This is a genomic window from Streptomyces gobiensis, from assembly GCF_021216675.1.
GTDB lineage: Bacteria > Actinomycetota > Actinomycetes > Streptomycetales > Streptomycetaceae > Streptomyces > Streptomyces gobiensis.
On sequence record NZ_CP086120.1, the window covers coordinates 3,663,061 to 3,686,539 of the forward strand.

Below are 23,479 nucleotides of genomic sequence, written 5' to 3' on the forward strand. Positions count from 1 at the left end.
AAGAAGGAAGTCCCGCCATCATGACAGTTACTGCCGCTGGCCCCCGTCTTCGCACCCTCGGCTCCAAGACCGCAGGTCCGGGACGTCCGGTCTACATCACCGGCGAGATCGGTATCAACCACAACGGCGAGCTGGACAACGCCTTCGCACTGATCGACGCCGCCGCCGACGCCGGATGTGACGCGGTGAAGTTCCAGAAGCGCACCCCGGAGATCTGCACCCCGCGCGACCAGTGGGACATCGAGCGCGACACCCCCTGGGGCCGGATGACCTACATCGACTACCGGCACCGGGTCGAGTTCGGCGAGGACGAGTACCGCGCCATTGACGAGCACTGCAAGAAGCGCGGCATCGACTGGTTCGCCTCCCCGTGGGACACCGAGGCGGTCGCCTTCCTGGAGAAGTTCGATGTGCCCGCCCACAAGGTGGCCTCTGCCTCCCTCACCGACGATGAGCTGCTGCGGGCCCTGCGCGCGACCGGCCGCACCATCATCCTCTCCACCGGTATGTCCACACCGAAGCAGATCCGGCACGCGGTCGAGGTGCTGGGCAGCGACAACATCCTTCTCTGCCACGCCACCTCCACCTACCCGGCCAAGGCCGAGGAACTGAACCTGCGGATGATCCACACCCTGCAGGCGGAGTTCCCCAATGTCCCGATCGGCTACTCCGGCCACGAGACCGGCCTTCAGACCACCCTCGCGGCGGTCGCCCTCGGCGCCGCCTTCGTGGAGCGGCACATCACCCTCGACCGCGCCATGTGGGGCTCCGACCAGGCCGCCTCCGTTGAGCCGGGTGGTCTGCAGCGGCTGGTGCGTGACATCCGCACCATCGAGTCCTCGCTGGGCGACGGCGTCAAGAAGGTCTACGACAGCGAGCTGGCCCCGATGAAGAAGCTGCGCCGCGTCAAGGGCGTCATCGCGGAGGCCCAGGAGGCCGCAGAGGCCGCAGAGGCCCCCGAGAACACCGCCGACCGCGAGCCCGTCTCGGTCTGACGGATATTCTGACGGATATACGGATACGGATATACGGATACGGCCATCCAGTGACCACAGCCGCCAACGCCCCCGGCCCGCACCAGCTGCGGGCCGGGGGCACCCTGGCCTTCGTAGAGAGCCCCGCCCAGCTGCTCAACGTCCTGGAGTGGGCACACGTCCATGCCGCCGCCCCGGATGCCGGGGGCACCCCCACCCCCACCCCCCTCACTCTGATAGTGCTGCCGCCGCACGACCCCATGACCCGGGGACAGCTGCGCCGGATGGCACAGCTCGCCCGCGACGAGGGGCACACCGTGGAGTGGGCGAAGGCGCGCGGCGGAGCCATGGCCCCGCTCAAGACCGTCAGCTGGCTCGCCCGGCCGCTGCGCCGCGCACAGCGGATCGTCATAGGTGACCCGTTCTCCCGCTATGTCCAGCTCCTGCTGTTCCTCACCCGCGCCCCCGAGATCACCGTGGTGGATGATGGCACCGCGACCATGGAGTTTGTCTCCCAACTCGCCCGGGGGGACAGGCGTTTCGTCCGCTGGCACCGCAAAGGCGCCGGGGGAGTACGGGCCTTGCTCTTCGCGCCGATATCCGCGTCCGCGCGCCGTCGGCTGACCCCGACCGATGTCCGCCGGGTTGAGGTCTTCAGCTCCATGCCAGTGGAAGCACCCGGGCATGTCACCGTCACCGCCAATGACTTCGCATGGACGCGGGCCCGCTTTGGCCCGCCCCGGCTCACCCGAGGCACTGACCTGGTGGGAACGTCCCTGGTGGAGACGGGAGTTGTGGACGGTGACCGCTATCTGAAGGCCGTCACCTCGCTCGCCCGTACCCACGGCGCCACCCGCTACTTCGCCCATCGCCGGGAGAGCGCGGACAAGCTGCGCCGGGTCGCCACCGAGGCGGGCCTTGAGGTCGTACGCCCCGATCTGCCCCTTGAGCTGGTCGCCCGCCGTGGCCCTATTGGTCGTATGATCCTCAGCTTCCCGTCTACCGTGGTACACACCCTGCCGCTGGCTCTCGCGGGCACCGAGGTGAAGGTCGCCGTCTGCGATGTGGACCCGGCCTGGCTGACCGAGGGCGCCGCACCACGTGCCCAGGGGTTCCTCTCCTCGGTCACCGGCAGCGCCCGTGATGTGCACCGGCTGGCGTCCGTACCGGCCACACCCGTGACTTTGTGAACCTCTGGGCATACCCAGCTGAGTATGGACGTATGCGCCGGGTGGATATTAAATTTTCGCCTGTGTGGATTAACTTTCCTTGATCGATGCCCAGTTGCGGCCCAACTGGGCATACGCTCGGTTGGGTGAGCCAACTGCTGTCGCCAGAGTCCAGCACCCGGACCGCCGATGAGACGCCCCTGCCCGGCACCCTCCCGGAGGCGCTCCGTGCTGAACTCATCGCCTTCCGCCGGGACTTGCATATGCACCCGGAGCTGGGCAACCAGGAGTTCCGTACCACCGCAGCCATCAAGGCCCGCCTTGAGCAGGCGGGGCTACGCCCCCGGGCGCTTGACTGCGGTACCGGGCTGATCTGTGATATTCACCCCCGCTCCACCGACGGCTGGGACGGCTTCCGGCCGATGCTCGCGCTGCGCGCCGACATCGACGCGCTCCCCATCCCGGACACCAAGACGGTGCCCTACCGCTCCACGGTCCCCGACCGGGCACACGCCTGTGGCCATGATGTGCACACCACCACCGTCCTCGGCGCCGGGCTCGTCCTCGCCGAGCTGGCCCGTACGGACCGGCTCCCGCACTCTGTACGGCTGATCTTCCAGCCCGCCGAGGAGGTCCTGCCCGGCGGCGCCACCGACGCGATCGAGAGCGGGGCGCTGGACGGCGTCGGCCGGATCATCGCCGTGCACTGCGACCCCCGGGTCGACGCGGGCAAGATCGGACTACGCCCTGGCCCGATCACCTCCGCCTGCGACCGCCTGGAGATCACCCTCGCCGGTGCGGGCGGCCACACCGCCCGCCCGCACCTCACCACCGACCTGGTCACGGCCACCGCCAAGCTGGTCACCGAGGTCCCCGCGCTGCTCTCCCGCCGCGTCGACACCCGCTCCGGGCTGGCCCTGACCTGGGGCCGCGTCGTCTCCGGCCACGCCTGCAACGTCATTCCGCAGCATGCCGAGCTCTCCGGCACCGTCCGCTGCCTCGATCTCGCCGGCTGGCGGGCCGCCCCGGACCTGGTGCACGCCGCCGTCGATGAGATCGCGACCCTGTATGGGGCGAAGTCCGAGATCAGCTACCACCGTGGCGTCCCGCCCGTCGTCAACGAGGTCAGTACGACGGAGCTGCTGCGCGACGCCATGGCCGTCCGGCGGGGGCCGCACGCGCTGGAGTCCACCGAGCAGAGCCTCGGCGGCGAGGACTTCTCCTGGTACCTGGAGCATGTCCCCGGCGCCATGGCCCGCCTCGGCGTCCGCTCCCCGGGGGATCACACGCCCCGCGATATCCATCAGGGCGACTTTGACGCGGATGAGAGCGCGATCGCGGTAGGCGTAGAGCTCTTCACCGCAGCCGCACTGCTGGGCACCCCTTCTTAACGGCGCCCGCCCCTTCTTGACGGCGCCCACCCCTTCTTAACGGCGCCCTCGCACCTCTCGGCCCCTGGGGGCCTCGAGGGCTTCGGGCCGCCTGCGCCGGACTCCGTCCGCCGGGTGGTGGCTGGGCGCCGTTGCCGACGGTAGGGATTCCCCTAACCCGGCCCCTTCCCGAAACGGGGGGCTCCGCCCCCCAGACCCCCGAGGTGTTGTGAGCACCCGCCCACCCCGTGTTGTGGGCACTCGCAGCCCCGCGAGGGGCTGTGGGTGGGCACAACACCGGCCACCGGCCCGCACCGGGCCACCCCCGGGGCCCCGGGGCGCAGCCCCGGTTTCCGGGAAGGGGCGGGAATTGGGGAACACCCACCCACGGCACCCCAGGAGCCCAGGCGGAGCCCCGCCCCGCGGCGGAGCCGCGTACCGGCACAGCCGGGAAGGGGAGGGATACAGGGAAACCCACCACGGCACCCACCCCCTGGGCGGAGCCCCGCGAGGGGCGGAACGGGTGGGCACCGAAGCCGCACCGGCCACCCCGGGGGCCCCGGGGCGAAGCCCCGGTTTCCGGGAAGGGGCGGGAATTGGGGAACCCCACCCCGGCACCCCCGGCAGCCGGGAGGACCCCCGCCCCGCGGCGCAGCCGCACACCGGCACAGCCGGCCCCCACCCGCCGCCCGGCAGCGCAGAACGTACCGGCCCGCACACACCCCGTGCGTGGCTGAAACCCTTCGTTAACACCGAAACGGTAACGGAGGCCAGCTACCCCTTTACCTGACATCTACGCGCGTTACTCTGAGCCCGAAGCCAGCGCCGGAAGAGGCGCTTCCGAGAGTCGAAGGAGACCTCCTCTTGCGTCGGGTTACCAAGCTTGCCGCCGCGGTCACCGCCACCGCGGCCCTCGCACTCACCACCGCCGCGTGCGGTCAGAGCTCCACCGAGACCGATGGCGACAAGGGCGTCGGCCTCGCCTTCGATGTCGGCGGCCGTGATGACCACTCCTTCAACGAAGCCGCGGCCCGCGGCTTCGACAAGGCCAAGAAGGAGCTGGGTGTCGGCGGCAAGGAGATGACCGCCGGCAACAATGAGACCGAGGCGACCCGTGAGCAGCGCCTCACGTCCCTCGCCGAGGCGGGTTACAACCCGGTGATCGGCGTTGGTTTCGCCTACGGCAAGTCGATCAACAAGGTCGCGAAGGACTACCCCAACGTCACCTTCGCCGTCGTCGACAGCCCCTCCCAGGAGAAGAACGTCGCGGGCCTCCAGTTCGCCGAGCACGAGTCCTCCTACCTGGCCGGTGTCGCCGCCGCCCTGAAGACCAAGACCGACCGGGTCGGCTTCATCGGCGGTGTTAACAACGCGCTGATCCAGAAGTTCCAGGCGGGCTTCGAGCAGGGCGTCAAGGACACCAACCCCAAGATCAAGGTCACCTCGGAGTACATCGAGGAGAGCAACGACAGCGGGTTCAACAACCCCAGCGCCGGTAAGCAGAAGGCCTCCGGCATGCTGGACCGCAACATCGACGTGATCTACACCGCGGCCGGCGGGTCCGGTACCGGCGCGATCGAGGCGATCAGCAAGCATGGCGATGCCTGGGCGATCGGGGTCGACTCCGACCAGTACAAGCAGCCGGGTCTGGCCAAGTACAAGGACGCGATCCTGACCTCGGCCATCAAGAACGTCGACGTCGCGGTCTTCGACCTGGTCAAGAGCGTCGAGGACGGTGAGCCGATCACCGGCGACCGGGAGTACGCCCTCAAGGACAACGGCGTCTCGCTGTCCACCTCGGGCGGCTTCATCGACGACATCCAGGACGAGATCGACGCGGCCAAGAAGCAGATCATCGACGGAAAGATCAAGGTCAAGAGCACCGTGAACGGCTGATCCCGTAGACGGTACGGCCCGGGCTCGGCAGAAGCTCCGCGCTTCTGCCGAGCCCGCCTCTAGCCCCGGACGCTACGCGCGTAGCACCCCCCGCTACCCCGTCCCGTCCCCAGCAGCGCGATAACGTCGCCTTCCTCACACCCACCTCTACCGCCCCACTCCTTAGCCCCGAGGAGAGTGCGCCATCAAAGCGTCCAGCAGCAGCCCCCCGGCCGACAGCGGCACTCCCGCGGTCGAGCTCCACGGGATCACCAAGCGGTTCCCGGGTGTCGTAGCCAACCACGACATCGACATCACCGTCCGCCGTGGCACCGTGCACGCGCTCGTCGGTGAGAACGGTGCCGGTAAGTCGACCCTGATGAAGATCCTCTACGGCATGCAGAAGCCGGACGAGGGCACCATCACCCTCGACGGCGAACAGGTCTCCCTGCACAGCCCCGCCGACGCCATCGCGCGCGGCATCGGCATGGTGCACCAGCACTTCATGCTTGCCGACAACCTCACGGTCCTGGAGAACGTCGCGCTGGGAGCCGAGAAGCTGTACGGCATCAGCGGTGCGGCCCGTAAGAAGATCAAGGAGCTCTCCGACGCCTACCACCTGAACATCCGCCCCGATGTTCTCGTGGAAGACCTCGGCGTCGCCGACCGCCAGCGAGTGGAGATCCTCAAGGTCCTCTACCGGGGCGCCCGCACCCTGATCCTCGACGAGCCGACCGCCGTGCTGGTCCCGCAGGAGGTCGACGCGCTCTTCGACAATCTGCGGGAGCTCAAGGCCGAGGGCCTGACCGTCATCTTCATCTCGCACAAGCTGGGCGAGGTCCTGTCGGTCGCCGATGACATCACCGTCATACGGCGCGGCACCACGGTCGCCTCCGTACACCCCTCGGAGACAACCCCCAAGCAGCTCGCCGAGCTGATGGTCGGCACCGAGCTGCCCACCCCCGAGACCCGCGAGTCCACGGTCACCGATATCCCGATGCTGACCGTCTCGGAGCTGCGTCTGTCGGCCACCGACACGGACGGCGTCGTACGGTCCGTGCTGGACGGCATCTCCTTCACCATCCACCAGGGCGAGGTGCTGGGCGTCGCCGGAGTGGAGGGCAACGGCCAGGCCGAGCTGGTCGAGGCCATCATGGGCATGCGCGACCCGGACGGCGGCCATATCGTCCTGGACGGCAAGGACATCAGCCACCTGCCCACCCGCAGGCGGCGTGAGGACGGCATCGGCTATATCCCCGAGGACCGGCACCGGCACGGTCTGCTGCTGGAAGCCCCGCTGTGGGAGAACCGTATCCTCGGCCATGTCACCGAGCCCCCCAACAGCAAGGGCGGGCGGCTGAACATCAAGGCCGCCCGAGCCGACACAGCGCGGATCGTCGCCGACTACGACGTCCGCACCCCCGGCATCGAGGTTCCCGCAGCCTCCCTCTCCGGCGGCAATCAGCAGAAGCTGATCGTCGGTCGCGAGATGAGCCACCATCCCAAGCTGCTCATCGCCGCACACCCCACCCGCGGTGTCGACATCGGTGCCCAGGCGCAGATCTGGGACCAGATCCGGGAGGCCCGGCACGAGGGACTGGCGGTGCTGCTGATCTCCGCCGACCTCGATGAGCTGATCGGCCTCTCCGACACCCTGCGGGTGATGTACCGCGGCCGTCTGGTCGCGGACGCCGACCCCGCCACGATCACCCCGGAGGAGTTGGGCTCCGCCATGACCGGTGCCGCCAGCGGCCACCTTGAGCACCACGAGGAGCCATCGGACGGTGACGCCCGATGAAGACGATGAAGACGTTGAAGACGCTGAAGACGTTGAAGACAACGAAGAAATTCGACACGGAGAGGGTGCTGCTCGCTGTCGCGGCGCCTGTTCTCGCGATCGTCGGGGCGCTCGCCATCACCTCGGTCATCATCGCCGCGACCGGCAGGGACCCCTTCCATGCCTACTCCGTGATGATCAACTTTGGCACCACGCCCGAGAGCCAGGTCTGGATCATCAACAAGGCGATCCCGTACTACCTGTCCGCGGCGGCCGTCGCCATCGGGTTCCGGATGCACCTGTTCAACATCGGTGTCGATGGCCAGTACCGCATGGCGGCCTTCTTCGCCGCCGTCGTGGGCGGCGCGCTCACCCTGCCGGGCATCATCCAGATTCCGGTCATCCTCATCACCGCGATGCTGGTCGGCGCTGTCTGGGCGGGTATCGCGGGCTATCTCAAGACCACCCGGGGCGTCAGCGAGGTGATCAGCACGATCATGCTGAACTCCATCGGCGGTCTGATCATCGCCTACTTCCTCCGGGAGGGCAGGCTCGGCGAGCGGGAGGGCAACCTCGTCCACACCCCCGATCTCCCGGCCTCCAGCCACTTCTTCACCATTCCGACCGCCGTCAAGCCCATCTGGGGCACGGTCGTCATCGCCATCCTCGTCGGCATCGGCTACTGGTTCGTGATCAACCGCACCCGGTTCGGCTTCGACCTGCGCGCCGTCGGCGCGTCGGAGACGGCGGCCCAGGCCAGCGGCGTCAGCGTCAAGCGCATGGTGGTCACCTCCATGGTGCTCTCCGGCGCCGTCGCCGGTCTGGTCGGTATGCCGACGCTGCTGAACGAGTCCTACAACTACGGCACCGACTTCCCGGTGGGTGTCGGCTTCACGGGTATCGCCATCGCCCTCCTGGGCCGCAACCACGCGGTGGGCATGGTCCTCGCCGCACTGCTGTGGGGCTTCCTGGAACGCACCGGCATTCGACTGGAGTTCGAGGAATTCGCCCAGGAGATCGTCGGCGTGATGCAGGGCGTCATCGTCCTGTGCGTGGTCATCGCCTATGAGCTCGTACGCCGTTACGGGCTGAAGCTCCAGCAGCGGAAGGTCGGCGAAGAGCTCGCCGCCGCGACGGAAAACAACGGCCGTAACGGCAAGGGTCCCAGCGACACGGCGGAGGTGTCCGCGTGAGTACGAACCTTTCCGCCCTGATCACCAGAGGGCTCAGCAGCAAGAACAGCGGCACCTCAGCGGGCCGCGAGTCCCGCTTCTCCTATCCGGTGATCCTGCTGATCATCGCGGGCGCCCTGATCGCTCTCTCCACCCTCCGGGTCGTCACCGGAGCCACCAGCATCACCGCCTCCACCCAGTACGCGGCCGCCCTCAGCCTCGCGGTGCCGATCGGCCTCGCGGGCCTCGGCGGCCTCTGGGCCGAGCGCGCGGGCATCATCAATATCGGCCTTGAGGGCATGATGATGCTCGGCACCTTCGCCGCAGGCTGGATCGGCTGGCAGCACGGGCCGTGGATGGCCGCACTCGCCGGGGTCCTCGGCGGTGCGCTCGGCGGACTGGTGCACGCCATCGCGACCGTCACCTTCGGCGTCGATCACATCGTCTCCGGTGTAGCGATCAACATCCTGGCGCTGGGCACGGTGCAGTTCCTGGCGAAGCTCTGGTTCGGCGCCGAGGGCAGCGCGGCCTCGGCGGCGGGCGGCAACGACAAACAGTCCCCGCCCATGGAGGACATGCCCACCCTCACCGTTCCCCTCCTCGCCGACTGGCTGGGCCGGATCGAACAGCAGCACTGGTTCTTCGTTTCCGACGCCGCCGGCATCCTGCGCGCGGGGGTGAACGATGTCTCGTGGCTCACGCTGGTAGCCGTGGCCCTCTTCATCGGCACCTTCTACATCCTGTGGCGCTCGCCGTTCGGCCTGCGGCTGCGCTCCTGCGGCGAGTCCCCGCTCTCGGCGGAGTCGCTGGGCGTCAACGTGTACACGTACAAGTACTACGCCGTCGTCATCTCCGGTGCGATGGCAGGCCTCGGTGGCGCTTTCCTCGCCATCGGAGTTCACTTCTACCAGGACCAGATGACCGGTGGCCGGGGCTATATCGGTCTGGCCACGATGATTTTCGGTAACTGGCGGCCGGGCGGTGTGGCGCTGGGCGCGGGCCTCTTCGGGTTCACGGACGCGCTGCGCCTGCGCGGTGGCGGTACCACGGTGCACGCGCTGCTGCTGCTCTTCGCGGTGCTGCTCATCGGTATCGCGCTGTGGAAGCTGCGCAAGGGCCATAAGCGTCAGGCGCTCATCAACAGCGTTATCGGCGGCCTGCTGGTCGTCTGGTACGTCACCACGGAGACCGTGCCCCGGGAGCTGGTCGCGGCCAGCCCGTACCTCACCACCCTGCTGGTACTCGCCCTGTTCTCCCAGCGGTTGCGGGTGCCCAAAGCCATCGGTAAGCCCTATCGCAGAGGACAGGGCAAATGAGCGGGACAGGGCAAATGAGCGCGCATGTGGGTCCGGCCGACTGGGCCGCGCTGCGGACGGAGGCCCGGGACGCCATGTCCCGGGCCTACGCCCCGTACTCCGGTTTCCCGGTGGGCGCGGCCGCCCGGGTCGACGACGGCCGCATCGTGAGCGGTTGCAATGTCGAGAACGCGGCCTACGGTGTCGCGCTCTGCGCCGAGTGCGGCCTGGTCTCCGCGCTCTTCGCCACCGGCGGCGGCAGGCTGACCCACTTCACCTGCTGCGATCCGCACGGCGACATCCTGATGCCGTGCGGCCGCTGCCGTCAGCTCCTGTGGGAACACGGCGGCCCGGAACTCCTCGTGGACACCACCACAGGTCCCCGTCCGCTTTCCGAGCTCCTCCCGGACGCGTTTGGTCCTACGGACCTGGCAGACCGCTGACGCGCTGACCCTGTTGAACTGAACTCGAAGGAGACCCCATGGACGCGATCTCCGTCATCCGCGCCAAGCGCGATGGACGGTCGCTCACCCCCGAGCAGATCGACTGGATCATCGACGCGTATACGCGCGGTGCGGTCGCCGATGAGCAGATGTCGGCCCTCGCCATGGCCATTCTGCTCAACGGCATGGACCGCACGGAGATCGCCCGCTGGACCGCCGCGATGATCGCCAGTGGGGAGCGGATGGACTTCTCGTCCCTCCCGCGCCCCACCTCCGACAAGCACTCAACGGGCGGCGTCGGCGACAAGATCACGCTGCCGCTGGCCCCGCTGGTGGCCGCCTGCGGCGCCGCGGTCCCGCAGCTCTCCGGGCGGGGCCTCGGCCACACCGGCGGCACCCTCGACAAGCTGGAGTCCATCCCCGGCTGGCGGGCGCTGCTCTCCAACGCCGAGATGATGGCCGTGCTACGGGACGTGGGCGCGGTCATCTGCGCGGCGGGCGAGGGACTGGCCCCCGCCGACAAGAAGCTCTACGCGCTGCGCGATGTCACGGGCACGGTCGAAGCCATCCCGCTGATCGCCAGCTCCATCATGTCCAAGAAGATCGCCGAAGGCACCGGCTCGCTGGTCCTCGATGTGAAGGTCGGCTCCGGCGCCTTCATGAAGAACCTCGAGGACGCCCGCGAACTGGCCCGCACCATGGTCGGCCTGGGCACGGACCACGGCGTGAAGACCGTCGCCCTGCTGACGGACATGTCGACCCCGCTCGGCCTGACCGCGGGCAACGCACTCGAAGTCCGCGAATCCGTGGAGGTCCTGGCGGGCGGCGGCCCGGCGGACGTAGTCGAGCTCACGCTGGCTCTGGCCCGCGAGATGCTGGACGCGGCGGGTCTGCCGGACGCCGACCCGGCGAAGGCGCTGGCCGACGGCTCGGCGATGGACCACTGGCGCCGCATGATCGCCGCCCAGGGCGGCGACCCCGACGCGCGGCTCCCGGTCGCCCGGGAACAGCACGTGGTCAAGGCCCCCGCCTCCGGCGTCCTGTCGAAGCTCGACGCCTACGCGGTCGGCGCCGCCGCCTGGCGCCTGGGGGCGGGCCGCGCCCGCAAGGAGGACCCGGTCCAGGCGGGCGCGGGCGTCGAACTCCACGCGAAGCCGGGCGACAAGGTCCGCGAGGGCGAGCCCCTGCTCACTCTCCACACGGACACCCCGGAAGCCTTCGACTATGCGCTGCGCGCCCTGGACGACGCGGTAGAGGTAGGCGGCCCCTACGCCCCCACCCCCATCGTCCTGGACCGCATCGCCTGACGCGGGGCCAAGCCCAGCAGCGCATGCTCGCCCCCAGCCTCTGTGGGCGGGTGGGTCGGGGGCAGTCCGGGGTGGAACGTTCCGGACCCATGATTTACGGCCCGACACCCGGTTACGTTCTGTTGGCCGGTGAGGTCAGTGTCGGCCCACAAATCACGGGCAAGCGTCCGGAACAACCCACCCCTACCCACCCCCTCACGCCGTGGACAGCGCTGAGGTGCACGGGAGTTGGGTCGACCGCGATGCGGGCCCGTCAAGGAGTACGCGGGCAGGGGGAGATTGGACGGTTCTTCGGTGCGACTCAGGTCGCATATGACCGGGACTTGAGGTTGATGCGGCGGCGCGTACCCGCGTCAAGGATGGCCGGGTGACCAAGATAATCGCGGGACCGCAGATGTCTCCCCTGGAAATCCTTCTGGTGCTGGGGGCCGTTGCTCTGGTGCTGGCCCGCTGGCTTTCCCCCGGCGTCCGTCGGCCAGTCACGATCGGGGCGGTTGCTGTTGTGGTGCTGTCCGGGGCGGTGTTGGGCGTGGTGGGGGTGCGGTGGCAGATGGCGCCGGTGTTGGCGGGCGCTGTTGTCGCGTTGCCGTTCGCCCTCGCGTGTGTGCTGCGGCGGCGTACTGGTCGGGCGGCGCGGCGGGTTCGGTGGTGGGTGGCGTTGCCGGGGTCGGTGGTGTGCCTGGCTTTGATCGCCGTGGGGCCGGTGGCGGCCTGGGCCCTTCCCGTGCCGGTGTTTCCTGAGCCGTCAGGTCACTTCCCGGTCGGGACCAGCGTGTTGGAGTGGACCGACCCCGGCCGCCCGGAGACCGCTACTGCTGAACCTGGCGACCGGCGCACTGTCGTGGTCCAGCTCTGGTATCCCGCGCAGCAGAGCCCCGCGGGCGTGGAGCGGGCCCGGTACCTCGGACGCACCGGGGAGGAGGCACGTAGCGTCTCTGACGCCCTTGCGGGTTATGTGGGCGTGCCCGGCTTTGTGCTCGACGGTGTCCCGCGTGCCCGTACGCACTCGGTTTCTGACGCTGCGGTGGCTGACGGAGGACGGTTCCCCGTCGTGCTGTTCTCCCCCGGGCTGGGAGGGGTGCGTACGCAGAACACGGCGTGGGCGGAGGAACTGGCCAGCCGCGGCTATGTTGTCGCAGCCCTTGACCACCCCTACGACTCCGCCGCCGTCGTCCTCGCTGACGGCCGGACGATTCGCACGAGGGTCGCCGCCACGGGCGACCGGGACAAAGACGAGAAGCTGGCGGTCGGCTGGACGAGGGTTCGAGCCGCCGACCTCAGCTTCGTTCTCACGCAGCTGGGCCGTCTCGGCAAAGGCGAGCTGACGGGTCCTGTGGCCGGGCGCCTGGACACCGGTCGGGTGGCGGTGGCCGGTCACTCGCTGGGCGGAGGTGCCGCCTTGCAGGCGGCCCGCCAGGACCGTCGGTTCGCTGCCGTCATCAACCTGGACGGCTTTCCGCACGACCCCGCCCCGCGCTCCTTCCACCAGCCGGTGCTCGCGCTCACCCAGGCCATCGGCGAGGAAACCGACCCGGCCTACATCCCCCGCCTTACGCGGGTCCTGGGGCTCAGCACCGCGACGAGCTACCGGCTCACCATCCCCGGTGCGGGGCATCTCACCTTCACCGACGCTCCCCTTTATCTGCCGCCTGTGCCGGCGCTCGTCGGGTCCCTGGGCCGTACCGAGGGCACGCGTGTCACCGCCGCCGCCTCTATCGCTTTCCTGGACACCACGCTGCGGGACAAGCCCGGTGACCTGGCTGCCGTGCTGTCGGGGTACGGCGACCTCAGCGTCTATCGCGCGGCGGCTTGACGGTACGGGGTGGCTGTGGCTGCCGTCTGGCCGACCGGGCCCTGTTGCCGCAGCCGAGTGAGCACCATGCCTGGTCCCGTCTGCGGGCGAGGAAGAACATGCCGCAACTGGGGGCGTTGCAGCGTCGCAGCCTGGCCTGATCCGGTCCCGCCGCGAGGGTGAGCGCCTGGCGGGCGACCGCCGCGTCGGCCGGGCCGTCCGTCTCGCGCTGAGCGAGCCTGCCGTCCGCGTCGACGAGGAAGATCACGGGGGCCGCTGCGGCGAGAGCGTTCAGCCGCGTGCGCACGCTGTCGGGCAAGGGCTTCTCTTCTGCGGCCGCGTCCAGCGCGTACCGGACCAGATCACGCAACGCCACCAGGTCCGCCAGCGGCAGGCCCGCCAGCCGGCGGTCCGCGGCGCGGTCCCGCCAGGAGGCCAGGAGCTGAGGGTCGGACAGCAGATCGATGTCGCCGCGCTCCGGACCGGCGCCGTGCACCACCGTGTTGGCGAGATCCAGGACAGGGTCCTCGCCGATCCATGGCATCGCGTGCAGGGTCCGGATCGTCATCCTCCCAATCTACCCGACCACCGGATTCGGCAACGCAAAACCGTGATACGTTCACTCACGCATTAGCTCTCCCGAATCCGTGAGTGCACTGTCGGAAGGACACGCCATGACCGCGACCATTGAGTACGTACGCTTCGAGACCACCGATCCCGCGGAGCTGACCGCCCACCGGGACCAGCTGGTCTCCCTGCTGCGCGAGCGATACGGCTCCGACTTCCTCGGCGCGCATCTCGCCCGCTTCGAGGACGGCTCCCTGCTCGACTTCATCGTGTGGTCCTCGCCCGAAGCCGCCGCGCGGGCCGCCCAGGAGATGCCCGGCGACCCCGCCGCGGCAGGCTTCTTCAGCCGAATCGGTACGGTCCACGAGATGCGGCACGCCGAGGTGCTGCACAGCACCCAGCCGTAGCAGCCGAGCCGAGCGAGCGGCGGCGCCGGTCCCGTTACGCCGCTGCCAGCCGCCGCTCGGCGACCGCGCGCCGGGTCGCGTACAGCGTGATGCCGCCCGCGGCCAGTAGCGCGGCAAGGGCGAAGGCGACCGTCGCCGCCCACCCCGCCGCGTGGAAGGCGAACGCCCCTACCGTGCCGCCGAGCGAACTGCCCACGTAGTACGCCATCTGGTAAAGAGCCGACGCCTGCGCCCGCCCCGATGTCGCCGTCCGGCTCACCGCGCTGGACGCGGTCGCGTGCCCCGCGAAGAAGCCCGCCGTGATGAGCACCAGCCCGGCCAGTACCGCCCAGAGCCGATCCGCGAGGCTGAGCGCCAGCCCAGCCGAAGCCGTGCCGATCGCCAGATACAGCGCACCGCGCCGCCCCAGCCGCGCGACCAGCGGCCCGGCCGCCGCCGAGGATCCCGTCCCCACCAGGTAGATCACGAAGATGGAACCGATCAGTCCCTGGGAGAGCCCGAACGGCTCGTCCACCAGCCGGTATCCGACGACCGTATAGACCGCGCCGAAGACGGCCATGAAGAGCAGCCCGATCAAGTACAGCCGCCGCAGCAGTGGATTGGCCAGGTGAGTGCGGACCGTGCGGGCCAGCGCACGCGGCTCCAGCGCCGCCGGGCTGAACCCCCGCGACTTGGGGGCCAGCACCCGGTACGCCACCGCGCACACCAGCGAAACACCGGCGATCGCCAGCAACGCGGCCCGCCAGCCCCAGCCCTGGGCGACCCAGCCGGTGACGACGCGCCCGGCCATACCGCCGACGCTGTTGCCCGCGACAAACAGCCCGATCGCGCCGACCAGCGCCTTGGGCTGTACTTCCTCCGACAGATACGCCATCGCCGAGGCCGGAATCCCGGCGATCGCCGCGCCCTGTACCGCGCGCAGCGCGATCAGCGTGGCGAGGTCCGGCGCGAACGGCAGCAGCAGCGCGATCCCCACCGCGACCGCGAGCGATACCGTCATCAGCCGCCGCCGCCCGAACCGCTCGGAGAGCATGCTCAGCGGCAGCACACACACCGCGAGCCCGATGGTCGCGGCGGACACCGTCCAGCTCGCCTGGTCGGGGGTCACCCCGAAGTCAGTGGAGAGCGCGGGCAGCAGCGCCTGTGTGGAGAAGAGCAGTGCGAAGGTCGCGAGCCCGATCGCGAAGAGCGCGAGGTTGATGCGGCTGTTGCCGGGAGCGGGAGACGACGGCGTGGAGGCACCCGTGGTGACGGGTGCCCCGGTATCGACGGAAGGCATGCTACGAACGTAGAGTGCACCAGCTGATGCGTCCAATGCACAAAACTGAAAGAATCAATGTGTCAACGCATAAGCACAGCTGAGAGCCATCCATGTCACCACCAGGCAACGAAAAAGACATACCGGCAACACTTCCTACGGCCGACATCGACGCCGAGTCCTGGGCGGCCTCCCTCACCCCGCGTCTCGCCCAGTTCGTGGCGGTCGCCCGCCATGAGCATGTGACCCGCGCCGCCCGCGAGTTGACCGTTCCGCAGTCCACGCTCAGCCGGGCGATGGCCCGCCTCGAAGCCGACCTGGGCATCGCCCTGTTCGCCCGCCATGGACGTACGGTCTCGCTCACCCCGGCTGGGCGTACGTTCCTGGTCTCGGTCGAGCGCGCGCTCGCCTCCGTTGAGCAGGCCGCCGAGGCCGTACGCTCCGACGCCGACCCGGCAACGGGGAAGGTCGCCTTCGGCTTCCTGCACACCCTCGGCTCCGAGACGGTCCCGGAGCTCATCCGCACCTTCCGCGTGGACCACCCCCGGGTCCGCTTCTCCCTCGTACAGAACTACGGCGAAGCCATGCTGGACCGGCTCCGGTCGGGCGATCTCGACCTCTGTCTTACGTCCCCCGTCCCGGACGCGCCCGATCTGGTCGCCCGCCGCCTCGATGAACAGCGGCTACGTCTGGTCGTGCCGGACGACCACCGGCTGGCCACCCGTAAACGCGTTCGCCTCGCCGAGGCCGCCGATGAATCCTTCATCACCCTGGAGCCGGGCTACGGCATGCGCCGCATCTTCGAAGCCCTCTGCGCCGAGGCGGGGTTCAGGCCCCGTATCGCCTTCGAGGGCGAAGAGGCCGAGACCCTGCGGGGTCTGGTCGCCGCGGGGCTCGGCGTCGCGCTGCTCCCGCCACCCACCGTCTCCCGCCCGGGCGTGCGGGAGCTCACCGTCACCGCTCCCCGCGCGGTCCGTGAGATCGGCGTCGCCTGGCTCGACGGCCACCCCGACACGCCACCGGTCGCGGCCTTCAAGAAATTCCTGCTCAGCCGCCGTGGGCAACTGCTGGCGTGAGGAGCGGACGCTGGCGATGGCAGGCATCAAGACCCCGGCTGAGTAGGGGCCGCTAGCGCGGCCGCTGGCCGAAGCCCGCGGCCAGGGGCATGCGCAGGCCCAGCGGGGGCGGGGCTGCCAGGGCATCCTGGAGGGGACGGGAGAAGTCCCGGCCGCACAGCGTGCCCAGCACGAAGTCCATGGACAGCTCCAGGACTTCGGGGCGGCGATGGCGCAGGGCGTGCCGGTCCGTATGGACCTCAAAGCGGCAGACATCCGCGTTGATCTTCTTGGCCCGCTCCGCGAGCCGGTAGGAGAGTTCCGGGTCGGTGTGCCGGTCATCCGTGCCGTGGGCCAGCAGCACCTGGCGGCCGACGAGCTGCTCGACCGGTTCTTCCGTCGCCTCCGGGAGCCAGGGGGCCAGTGCGAGCACGGAGCTGACCGCCGGATGTCCGGCCGCTCGCAGCGCCGCCCGGGCACCCATATCCATTCCGGCCAGGCACACCGGTACGTCGCCGTAGCGCCGTACCACCTCGTCCACCGCCCAGGTGGTGTCCGCGACCGGGTGCGCCGCCTCGCCGTTCCACCCACGGCACCGGTAGTGGACGACATGGGCCAGCAGGGAGTCCTCGCCCGCCGCCCGCACCATCCGCCGGGCCAGCGGGCGGATGGCGGCCGTGGCCAGTAGCGGGGAGCCACGGCGGGTGGACTCGGGCTCACCGCCCGGGAGCAGAAGGACCACTCCGCCAACCGGGCTGTCCGCGCCGACCGTGCCTATGGGCCGCCCCAACCGTGCATCCCGAGCGGGCAACGCTTGCTGAGCCATGGGAAAACGATGGCAGAAGGGAAGGTATACGGAACGTATGAGGAGTCACTTTTTCGTATCGGTTCGTACTGCGGAAGGGGAACGCGTATGGCGGGGGGTGTCGCGTTCTCGTGAATCCTCTAGTGCGTCTACGCGCGTAGGGACTAGAGTACGGAGATGACGAGCGAGACCCTCAATACCCAGCCTTCTGAGGACCAGATCCGCCGCGCGCCCAAGGTCCTCCTGCACGATCACCTCGATGGCGGTCTGCGTCCGGCCACCATCGTCGAGCTCGCCCGCGAGACGGGCTATGACGGTCTCCCCGAGACCGACCCCGGAGCGCTTGGCGTGTGGTTCCGGGAGGCCGCGGACTCCGGCTCGCTGGAGCGCTACCTGGAGACCTTCACGCACACCTGTGCGGTGATGCAGACCCGGGATGCGCTGTTCCGGGTCGCGGCCGAGTGCGCGGAGGATCTGGCCGCCGATGGCGTCGTCTACGCCGAGGTGCGGTACGCGCCCGAGCAGCACCTGGAGAAGGGGCTGACGCTCGAAGAGGTCGTACAGGCCGTTAACGAGGGCTTCCGTGAGGGCGAGCGCCGCGCCCGGGCGGCCGGTTTCCGTATCCGGATCGGCGCGCTGCTCACCGCCATGCGGCACGCCGCCCGGGCTCTGGAGATCGCCGAGCTCGCCAACCGGTTCCGTGACAGGGGCGTCGTCGGCTTTGATATCGCGGGCGCCGAGGCGGGCTTTCCGCCCACCCGTCATCTGGACGCCTTCGAATACCTCAAGCGGGAGAACAACCACTTCACCATTCACGCCGGTGAGGCCTTCGGTCTGCCCTCCATCTGGCAGGCCCTCCAGTGGTGCGGCGCCGACCGGCTCGGTCACGGCGTCCGTATCATCGACGACATCAAGATCGCCGAAGATGGCTCGGTGGAGCTCGGCCGACTGGCCGCGTATGTGCGCGACAAGCGCATTCCACTGGAGCTGTGCCCGAGCTCCAATTTGCAGACCGGCGCGGCCTCCTCATATGCCGAACATCCCATCGGACTGCTGCGCCGTCTCCGCTTCCGGGCCACGGTCAACACCGATAACCGGCTGATGAGCGGCACCAGTATGAGCATCGAGTTCGGTCATCTGGTGCGGACCTTCCAGTACACGCTCGAAGACATGCAGTGGTTCACGGTCAATGCCATGAAGTCGGCGTTCATTCCTTTCGATGAACGTCTCGCCATGATCAATGACGTGATCAAGCCCGGCTATGCGGAACTGAAGGCCGAATGGCTCTTCCAGCAGACCGCCGCCGATCGCGCTATGACCAGCGATTCCTCCCGGTACCAGGGGTAGGGCGGGGAGAGCGCCCAAGGAAGCGAAGAAAATCGAAAAGTGGCCTGAAGTCAAAGACTTCCGACCGCGTTTCGGTGTTTGCTACTCATCCAAAAAACTGGCTACGTTCTCCGAGCTGCTCAAGCCACCACGACGAGGACGTAGCTGAAGATGAAGCAGGGAACGATCAAGACTCTCGGTGCCGCCGCCCTTGGCGCCGCCATGGCCACGGGTGCCGCGGGCACCGCTGCCGCCGCAAGCCCGGCCGACACCTTCGCGGAGATCGCGGGGCCGCAGAACATGGCCGTTGACCACAACGTCTCGGCGCTCCCTGACAGCGTCGCCCGGGGCGCTGGCGCCACGCAGGAGGTCATGGAGCAGGCCAAGGCGGCTGAGGAGACCACTGACCCGCTCTCCGAGGTCACTGGGCTGCTCGGTGGGCTTCCGACGCAGGGGCTTCAGGTCGGTGACCTTGCGCAGCTGCCGACGGACCAGCTGCCGCTTGGCGGGCTTCCCCTCTGAGTTTTTGATACGACGTTTTTGATACGACACCAACGGGCCGTATCCCCACCCTGGGGATACGGCCCGCCGGTGTGCGGCTGCGCCCGTGTGGCGGGGGCTTCGTCTGGCTGCGGGGTGCTGTGGGTGGGTTTCCCCAATTCCTGCCCCTTCCCGTAATCGGGGCTTCGCCCCGGGGCCCCGGGGTGGCCGGTGCGGGCCGGTGGCCGGGTGGCGGGTTTCCCCGTATCCCTCCCGTTTCCGGCTGTGCCGGTGTGCGGATCCATCGCGTGGCGGGGCTTCGTCTGGCTGCGGGGGTGCCGTGGGGGTTTCCCCGATCCCGCCCCTTCCCGTAATCGGGGCTTCGCCCCGGGGCCCCGGGGTTTGCCGGTGCGGGCCGGTGGGCGGGTGTTGTGCCCACCCACAGCCCCTCGCGGGGCTGCGAGTGCCCACAACAGGGGGTGGGGGTCTGGGGGCGGCAGCCCCCAGTTTCGGGGAGGGGTGGGATTGGGGCGTTTACCAGGTGGTGGGTTCCTCGTCTTGGGGGAGAAGGATCCACAGGGCGATGTACAGGATGAACTGCGGGCCCGGCAGCAGACACGAGAGGACAAAGATCACTCGCATCGCGGTCGGTGAGATTCCGAAACGGCGAGCCAGCCCGGCGCACACACCGCCGATCATCCGGCCTTCGCGAGGGCGGGAAAGTGTGGCCATGAACAACTCCTTCGCTTGACTCGAACCTCTTTCCGGCACAAATCAAACGTACGGCCTGCGGCCGCTGAAGGCCTCGGTCTAAGGGGCGATCTCGACCCTGGCGGTCCTCGGGGTACGACCCTGAGGCCGCTCCTTCGTACGGGCGGCGGTCCCGGTCCTCTGCGCCTGGTCCGCCCGGCGGAACCAGCCCCGTACCACGGGGTACAGCAGCAGATGAGCGAGCGCGACCCCGGTCACATGCAGCACCACCGAATCCACGTTGGCCATCTGTCCCGGCACCGGGGAGCGCAGTGCCGCAAGGCTCAGCGAGATCAGCCCGGCCGTGAACACCGTACGGGCGAAGGATCCGAGCCGGGAACCGAGCATCCCCGACACCATGGGCAGCAGCGCACCCAGCGGGGCGAGCAGCAGCAGATCCCCGCCGATGCTCCACAGGGCCTCGCGCGGGTCACGCGCCAGATCCGCCTGGATGGTCGCGAAGAGCTCCACATTCACCGGGTCGACCCATGGCACGGCCAGTGGCCGCAGCGTCAGCCAGCCGACGAACAGCAGATATCCGGCGAACAGTGCGAGACCTGCTGCCCGGATACGGAAGGCGGCGCGGCCGCCGGGACGATGACGCTGCACGGAGGGGAGGACGTCGCGCACCGGCGGTGCGGTTCCGTAACTTCCCTGGACGTCACTAGAACGGCACCCCGGCCGTCTCGGCCGCCTCGGTAGTGGTGCGCAGGGCGGTGCCGCACTCATAGAGCCGCAGCGATGTGGCGTCCTCGTCCGCGGGGCCGCCGAGCAGCACCTGGCGGTTCATATCGGCGAGCCGCGTCCCGGCGTAGCTGCATACGATCTGTGCGAGAGCGAAGGACGGCAGCCGGTCCGGCTGCTGGCTCAGCCGCAGCGCGCTCTTGTCGTCGCCCTCGGCGGGCTCGCTCACCCGCAGACCGTCCGGCACGGCGGTGATGAACCCCGCCTTCCGCTCCTCCTCACCGGGCTCGCGCCGCAACTCGTCGAGGAGCTTACGGGCCACCGTCAGCCGGGCCCGGGCGGAGTCGCTCCGGGGCAGCTCCACACGCCGTTCCACATCGACGACGCGCGAGCTGCACACCAGTGAGATCCGCACCTCCACCGCACCTGTGGTCTCCCCGGTCTCCCCGTTCGGCTCGGGCTGCCCGGGCTGCCTGGTTTCCGTATCCCCGCCACGCACCGCGCACGCCACCCGCGACGGTGCCGGCCCGGCGTCCACCGGCAGGCTGGTGGGCCGGATCCCGCATCCGGCAAGGGCGGCCACGGCGAGCGCGGTGGCCACCGTCATACGGGCAGTGGTCACCGTTCTTCTTCCTCCTCGTCGGAATCGGAGTCGGCGTCGTCGTTCGGTGCCACCCGCGACGCGTCGCGGGGCAGCCGCAGGGTGAAGACCGCGCCGCCCTCCGGTGCGTTACGGGCCGTGATCTCTCCGCCGTGGATATGGGCGTTCTCCAGGGCGATCGACAGACCGAGACCGCTGCCCTCCGAACGCGGCCGGGACGCGCTGGCCTTGTAGAAGCGGTCGAACACATGCGGCAGCACATCCTCCGGGATGCCCGGACCCTGGTCGGCGACCTCCACCGTCAGGCTGTCGTCCGCGGTCCGCACGGACACCCGCACCGGTGAGCCGCCGTGCTTGAGCGCGTTGCCGATGAGATTCGCCAGGATCACATCCAGCCGCCGTGGGTCGAGCCGCACCATGATCCCGCGGTCCGCGTCCAGCTCCACCGCGTCCAGCCAGGCGCGGGCATCGATACACGCCGTGATCTGGTCCGCGACATCCACATGGTCGAGCACCAGCCGGGCCGTCCCCGCGTCGAAGCGGGTGACCTCCATCAGGTTCTCCACCAGATCGTTGAGCCGACGGGTCTCGCTCACCACGAGCTGCACCGCGGGCGCGATCATCGGGTCGAGGTTGTCCTGCTCGTCCTCCAGCACCTCGGTCACCGCGGAGATCGCGGTCATCGGTGTCCGCAGCTCATGCGACATATCCGCGACAAAGCGCCGACTGGACTCCTCCCGGGTGCTGAGGTCGGCGACCCGCTCTTCCAGCGACTCCGCCGCCCGGTTGAACGTTCTGGACAGCTCGGCGAGCTCATCCGTCCCGGACACCTTCAGCCGGGTGTCCAGCTTGCCCTCACCCAGCCGCCGCGCCGCGTCGCCGAGCCGCTGTACGGGCCGTAGCACCGTCGAGGCCGCCGCCTGCGCCAGCAGCACGGAGCCGATCAGCGCCAGTCCGGTGGCGATCGCCAGCGACCAGGCCAGCGAGTTGAGGTCGTCCCGCTCCGGCTCAAGGGACTTCAGCATGTACCCGGTCGGACCGTCCCCGATGACGGTGGCGCCACCCACCAGATACGGGGTGTCACCCTGGGTGATCCGCTGCCAGTAGAGGTGGTAGGGCGCCGTATTGGCGGCATCCACCGGGCGCTCCTTGTTCACCGCCTCCTGCAGCTTCTTCGGCACCGCGGCCAGCGTGAACTTCTCACCGGAGGTCACCGCGCACGGCGCACCGTCCTCCTGCCGGTCGATGAGCACCACCTCGTAGTTCTGGGTGGTGTTCGCCATCGCCTCGGCGGCTTCCTTCAGCTGGTCGCATTCCGGCCGTGGCGGGAGGGTGCCCGCGTGATCGCCCAGCGTCTTGCGGAAGTCGTTCAACGCGGCGTTCTGCGCGCGGGTCAGCACCGCCTCACGGTTGATCCAGTACGCGATCCCCGAGGCCGCCACCGCGGCGGTCAGCGCCACCAGCGCGAAGACCACCACCAGCCGCAGCCGCAGGCTCGGCAGTATCCCGGCCAGCCAGCGCCGTACCCGGCTGGGCCGTCGGCTCACTGGGGTGTGTCCAGCCGATAACCGACCCCACGCACGGTACGGATCAGGGTCGGGGAAGAGGGCACGTCCTCGACCTTCGCGCGCAGCCGCTGGACACAGGCGTCCACCAGCCGCGAGTCACCGAGATAGTCGTGCTCCCACACCAGTCGCAGCAGCTGCTGCCGGGACAGCGCCTGACCGGGCCGTCGGCTCAGCTCCAGCAGCAACCGCAGCTCGGTGGGGGTCAGTTGCAGATCCTCGCCGTTCTTCGTCACCGTCATCGCCGAACGGTCGATGACCAGATTGCCGAACGCCGCCGCGTCATTGGACTCCCGCTCACCACGCCGCATCACCGCGCGGATGCGGGCATCGAGCACCCGGCCCTGCACGGGCTTCACCACGTAGTCGTCGGCGCCCGACTCCAGGCCCACCACCACATCGATGTCATCGCTGCGGGCGGTCAGCAGGATGATCGGCAACTGGTCCGTGCGCCGGATCCGGCGGCAGACCTCAAAGCCGTCGATTCCGGGGAGCATCACATCCAGCACGATCAGGTCGGGGCGCTGCTCACGCAGCAGTTTGAGGCCGTCCTCGCCGGACGCGGCGGTCACCACGCGGTGGCCCTGACGGGTCAGACCCATCTCCAGGGCGGTACGGACAGCGTCATCGTCCTCGATCAGCAACAGGAAAGGCACGCGCGCCATTCTGGCCCATCAGGCGGTACGGGGGCGAACCCCGCTACAGAGCAGAACCCCACATAACCCACCACCCACAGTAACCACAACGACTCTCGCCAACCCCGCAACCGGGTTCCGTGACAGCGCTGTGACAGTCGGGGGACCCAGT

The 23,479-nt window shown here is 69.2% G+C and carries 22 protein-coding genes; 14 read left to right on the forward strand and 8 right to left on the reverse strand.

The genetic code is table 11. The annotated features are described in order from the left end of the window. Nucleotides 1-20 precede the first annotated feature (20 nt). From test1122_RS17145 to test1122_RS17190, 10 genes are all read left to right on the forward strand, one after another. Nucleotides 21-995 carry an N-acetylneuraminate synthase family protein gene (locus tag test1122_RS17145; RefSeq protein ID WP_232270042.1) on the forward strand — a complete coding sequence of 325 codons (975 nt, stop codon included), beginning with the start codon at nt 21-23 and terminating at the stop codon, nt 993-995. A 50-nt stretch (nt 996-1,045) separates the two neighbouring features. Beyond that, nucleotides 1,046-2,164, forward strand: coding sequence for a hypothetical protein (locus test1122_RS17150; RefSeq protein ID WP_232270043.1), 1,119 nt, complete (start codon nt 1,046-1,048; stop codon nt 2,162-2,164). 125 nt (nt 2,165-2,289) lie between these two features. Further along, on the forward strand, nt 2,290-3,534 hold the full coding sequence (locus tag test1122_RS17155) for an amidohydrolase (RefSeq protein WP_232270044.1): 1,245 nt from the start codon (nt 2,290-2,292) through the stop codon (nt 3,532-3,534). A gap of 843 nt (nt 3,535-4,377) precedes the next feature. Next, complete coding sequence (locus tag test1122_RS17160) at nt 4,378-5,409, forward strand: BMP family lipoprotein (protein ID WP_232270045.1); 1,032 nt, start codon at nt 4,378-4,380, stop codon at nt 5,407-5,409. 184 nt (nt 5,410-5,593) lie between these two features. Next, nucleotides 5,594-7,186, forward strand: coding sequence for an ABC transporter ATP-binding protein (locus test1122_RS17165; protein ID WP_232271947.1), 1,593 nt, complete (start codon nt 5,594-5,596; stop codon nt 7,184-7,186). A gap of 5 nt (nt 7,187-7,191) precedes the next feature. Further along, entirely contained in the window at nt 7,192-8,358 is a 1,167-nt protein-coding gene (locus test1122_RS17170) for an ABC transporter permease (protein ID WP_232271948.1), read from the forward strand. Then, entirely contained in the window at nt 8,355-9,653 is a 1,299-nt protein-coding gene (locus test1122_RS17175) for an ABC transporter permease (RefSeq protein ID WP_422396998.1), read from the forward strand. Before test1122_RS17170 ends, test1122_RS17175 begins: the two co-directional genes overlap by 4 nt. Before the next feature lie 14 nt (nt 9,654-9,667). Next, the gene (locus test1122_RS17180) at nt 9,668-10,075 is read left to right on the forward strand and encodes a cytidine deaminase (protein WP_232270046.1); all 408 of its coding nucleotides are present in this window, start codon (nt 9,668-9,670) and stop codon (nt 10,073-10,075) included. A 38-nt stretch (nt 10,076-10,113) separates the two neighbouring features. Beyond that, a complete protein-coding gene (locus test1122_RS17185; protein ID WP_232270047.1) occupies nt 10,114-11,382 on the forward strand; it encodes a thymidine phosphorylase in 1,269 nt (422 codons plus the stop codon). 367 nt (nt 11,383-11,749) lie between these two features. After that, nucleotides 11,750-13,195 (forward strand): alpha/beta hydrolase family protein, encoded by a 1,446-nt coding sequence (locus tag test1122_RS17190; protein ID WP_232270048.1) that lies wholly within the window; start codon nt 11,750-11,752, stop codon nt 13,193-13,195. Here the strand turns inward: test1122_RS17190 and test1122_RS17195 are convergent. Further along, nucleotides 13,170-13,742 carry an ABATE domain-containing protein gene (locus test1122_RS17195; protein WP_232270049.1) on the reverse strand — a complete coding sequence of 191 codons (573 nt, stop codon included), beginning with the start codon at nt 13,740-13,742 and terminating at the stop codon, nt 13,170-13,172. The two genes, test1122_RS17190 and test1122_RS17195, sit on opposite strands and share 26 nt — an antisense overlap. 106 nt (nt 13,743-13,848) lie before the next feature. On the opposite strand from test1122_RS17195, the gene test1122_RS17200 reads away from it, so the two are divergent. Continuing rightward, the gene (locus test1122_RS17200; protein ID WP_232270050.1) at nt 13,849-14,148 is read left to right on the forward strand and encodes a hypothetical protein; all 300 of its coding nucleotides are present in this window, start codon (nt 13,849-13,851) and stop codon (nt 14,146-14,148) included. A gap of 34 nt (nt 14,149-14,182) precedes the next feature. Here the strand turns inward: test1122_RS17200 and test1122_RS17205 are convergent, their stop codons facing one another. Beyond that, nucleotides 14,183-15,427, reverse strand: coding sequence for an MFS transporter (locus tag test1122_RS17205; RefSeq protein WP_232270051.1), 1,245 nt, complete (start codon nt 15,425-15,427; stop codon nt 14,183-14,185). A 92-nt stretch (nt 15,428-15,519) separates the two neighbouring features. Between test1122_RS17205 and test1122_RS17210 the strand changes: the two genes are divergently transcribed. Beyond that, nucleotides 15,520-16,482: a LysR family transcriptional regulator gene (locus test1122_RS17210; RefSeq protein WP_232270052.1), complete on the forward strand. Its 963-nt coding sequence runs from the start codon at nt 15,520-15,522 to the stop codon at nt 16,480-16,482. A 52-nt stretch (nt 16,483-16,534) separates the two neighbouring features. Here the strand turns inward: test1122_RS17210 and test1122_RS17215 are convergent, their stop codons facing one another. Next, the gene (locus test1122_RS17215; RefSeq protein ID WP_232270053.1) at nt 16,535-17,287 is read right to left on the reverse strand and encodes an alpha/beta hydrolase; all 753 of its coding nucleotides are present in this window, start codon (nt 17,285-17,287) and stop codon (nt 16,535-16,537) included. Between the two features lie 156 nt (nt 17,288-17,443). On the opposite strand from test1122_RS17215, the gene test1122_RS17220 reads away from it, so the two are divergent. Both test1122_RS17220 and test1122_RS17225 read left to right on the forward strand, forming a co-directional pair. Further along, the gene (locus tag test1122_RS17220; protein ID WP_232270054.1) at nt 17,444-18,613 is read left to right on the forward strand and encodes an adenosine deaminase; all 1,170 of its coding nucleotides are present in this window, start codon (nt 17,444-17,446) and stop codon (nt 18,611-18,613) included. Nucleotides 18,614-18,763: 150 nt separating this feature from the next. Next, entirely contained in the window at nt 18,764-19,114 is a 351-nt protein-coding gene (locus tag test1122_RS17225) for an ATP-binding protein (RefSeq protein ID WP_232270055.1), read from the forward strand. Between the two features lie 492 nt (nt 19,115-19,606). On the opposite strand, the gene test1122_RS17230 is transcribed toward test1122_RS17225, so the two are convergent. From test1122_RS17230 to afsQ1, 5 genes are all read right to left on the reverse strand, one after another. After that, nucleotides 19,607-19,804: a PspC domain-containing protein gene (locus test1122_RS17230; protein ID WP_232270056.1), complete on the reverse strand. Its 198-nt coding sequence runs from the start codon at nt 19,802-19,804 to the stop codon at nt 19,607-19,609. A 78-nt stretch (nt 19,805-19,882) separates the two neighbouring features. Beyond that, complete coding sequence (locus test1122_RS17235; RefSeq protein WP_232270057.1) at nt 19,883-20,452, reverse strand: VanZ family protein; 570 nt, start codon at nt 20,450-20,452, stop codon at nt 19,883-19,885. Between the two features lie 34 nt (nt 20,453-20,486). Further along, nucleotides 20,487-21,128 carry a hypothetical protein gene (locus test1122_RS17240; protein WP_232270058.1) on the reverse strand — a complete coding sequence of 214 codons (642 nt, stop codon included), beginning with the start codon at nt 21,126-21,128 and terminating at the stop codon, nt 20,487-20,489. Continuing rightward, the gene (locus test1122_RS17245; RefSeq protein ID WP_232270059.1) at nt 21,125-22,654 is read right to left on the reverse strand and encodes a sensor histidine kinase; all 1,530 of its coding nucleotides are present in this window, start codon (nt 22,652-22,654) and stop codon (nt 21,125-21,127) included. Before test1122_RS17245 ends, test1122_RS17240 begins: the two co-directional genes overlap by 4 nt. After that, entirely contained in the window at nt 22,651-23,328 is a 678-nt protein-coding gene (gene afsQ1, locus test1122_RS17250; protein ID WP_232270060.1) for a two-component system response regulator AfsQ1, read from the reverse strand. Before afsQ1 ends, test1122_RS17245 begins: the two co-directional genes overlap by 4 nt. Nucleotides 23,329-23,479 lie beyond the last annotated feature (151 nt).

Bases quoted from the DNA above. Each gene is read 5' to 3' on its own strand.
- test1122_RS17230 (WP_232270056.1), bottom strand. From the start codon at position 19,804: ATGGCCACACTTTCCCGCCCTCGCGAAGGCCGGATGATCGGCGGTGTG.
- test1122_RS17205 (WP_232270051.1), bottom strand. From the start codon at position 15,427: ATGCCTTCCGTCGATACCGGGGCACCCGTCACCACGGGTGCCTCCACG.
- test1122_RS17195 (WP_232270049.1), bottom strand. From the start codon at position 13,742: ATGACGATCCGGACCCTGCACGCGATGCCATGGATCGGCGAGGACCCT.
- test1122_RS17145 (WP_232270042.1), top strand. From the start codon at position 21: ATGACAGTTACTGCCGCTGGCCCCCGTCTTCGCACCCTCGGCTCCAAG.
- test1122_RS17225 (WP_232270055.1), top strand. From the start codon at position 18,764: ATGAAGCAGGGAACGATCAAGACTCTCGGTGCCGCCGCCCTTGGCGCC.
- test1122_RS17210 (WP_232270052.1), top strand. From the start codon at position 15,520: ATGTCACCACCAGGCAACGAAAAAGACATACCGGCAACACTTCCTACG.
- test1122_RS17220 (WP_232270054.1), top strand. From the start codon at position 17,444: ATGACGAGCGAGACCCTCAATACCCAGCCTTCTGAGGACCAGATCCGC.
- test1122_RS17180 (WP_232270046.1), top strand. From the start codon at position 9,668: ATGAGCGCGCATGTGGGTCCGGCCGACTGGGCCGCGCTGCGGACGGAG.
- test1122_RS17215 (WP_232270053.1), bottom strand. From the start codon at position 17,287: ATGGCTCAGCAAGCGTTGCCCGCTCGGGATGCACGGTTGGGGCGGCCC.
- test1122_RS17185 (WP_232270047.1), top strand. From the start codon at position 10,114: ATGGACGCGATCTCCGTCATCCGCGCCAAGCGCGATGGACGGTCGCTC.
- test1122_RS17200 (WP_232270050.1), top strand. From the start codon at position 13,849: ATGACCGCGACCATTGAGTACGTACGCTTCGAGACCACCGATCCCGCG.
- test1122_RS17170 (WP_232271948.1), top strand. From the start codon at position 7,192: ATGAAGACGTTGAAGACGCTGAAGACGTTGAAGACAACGAAGAAATTC.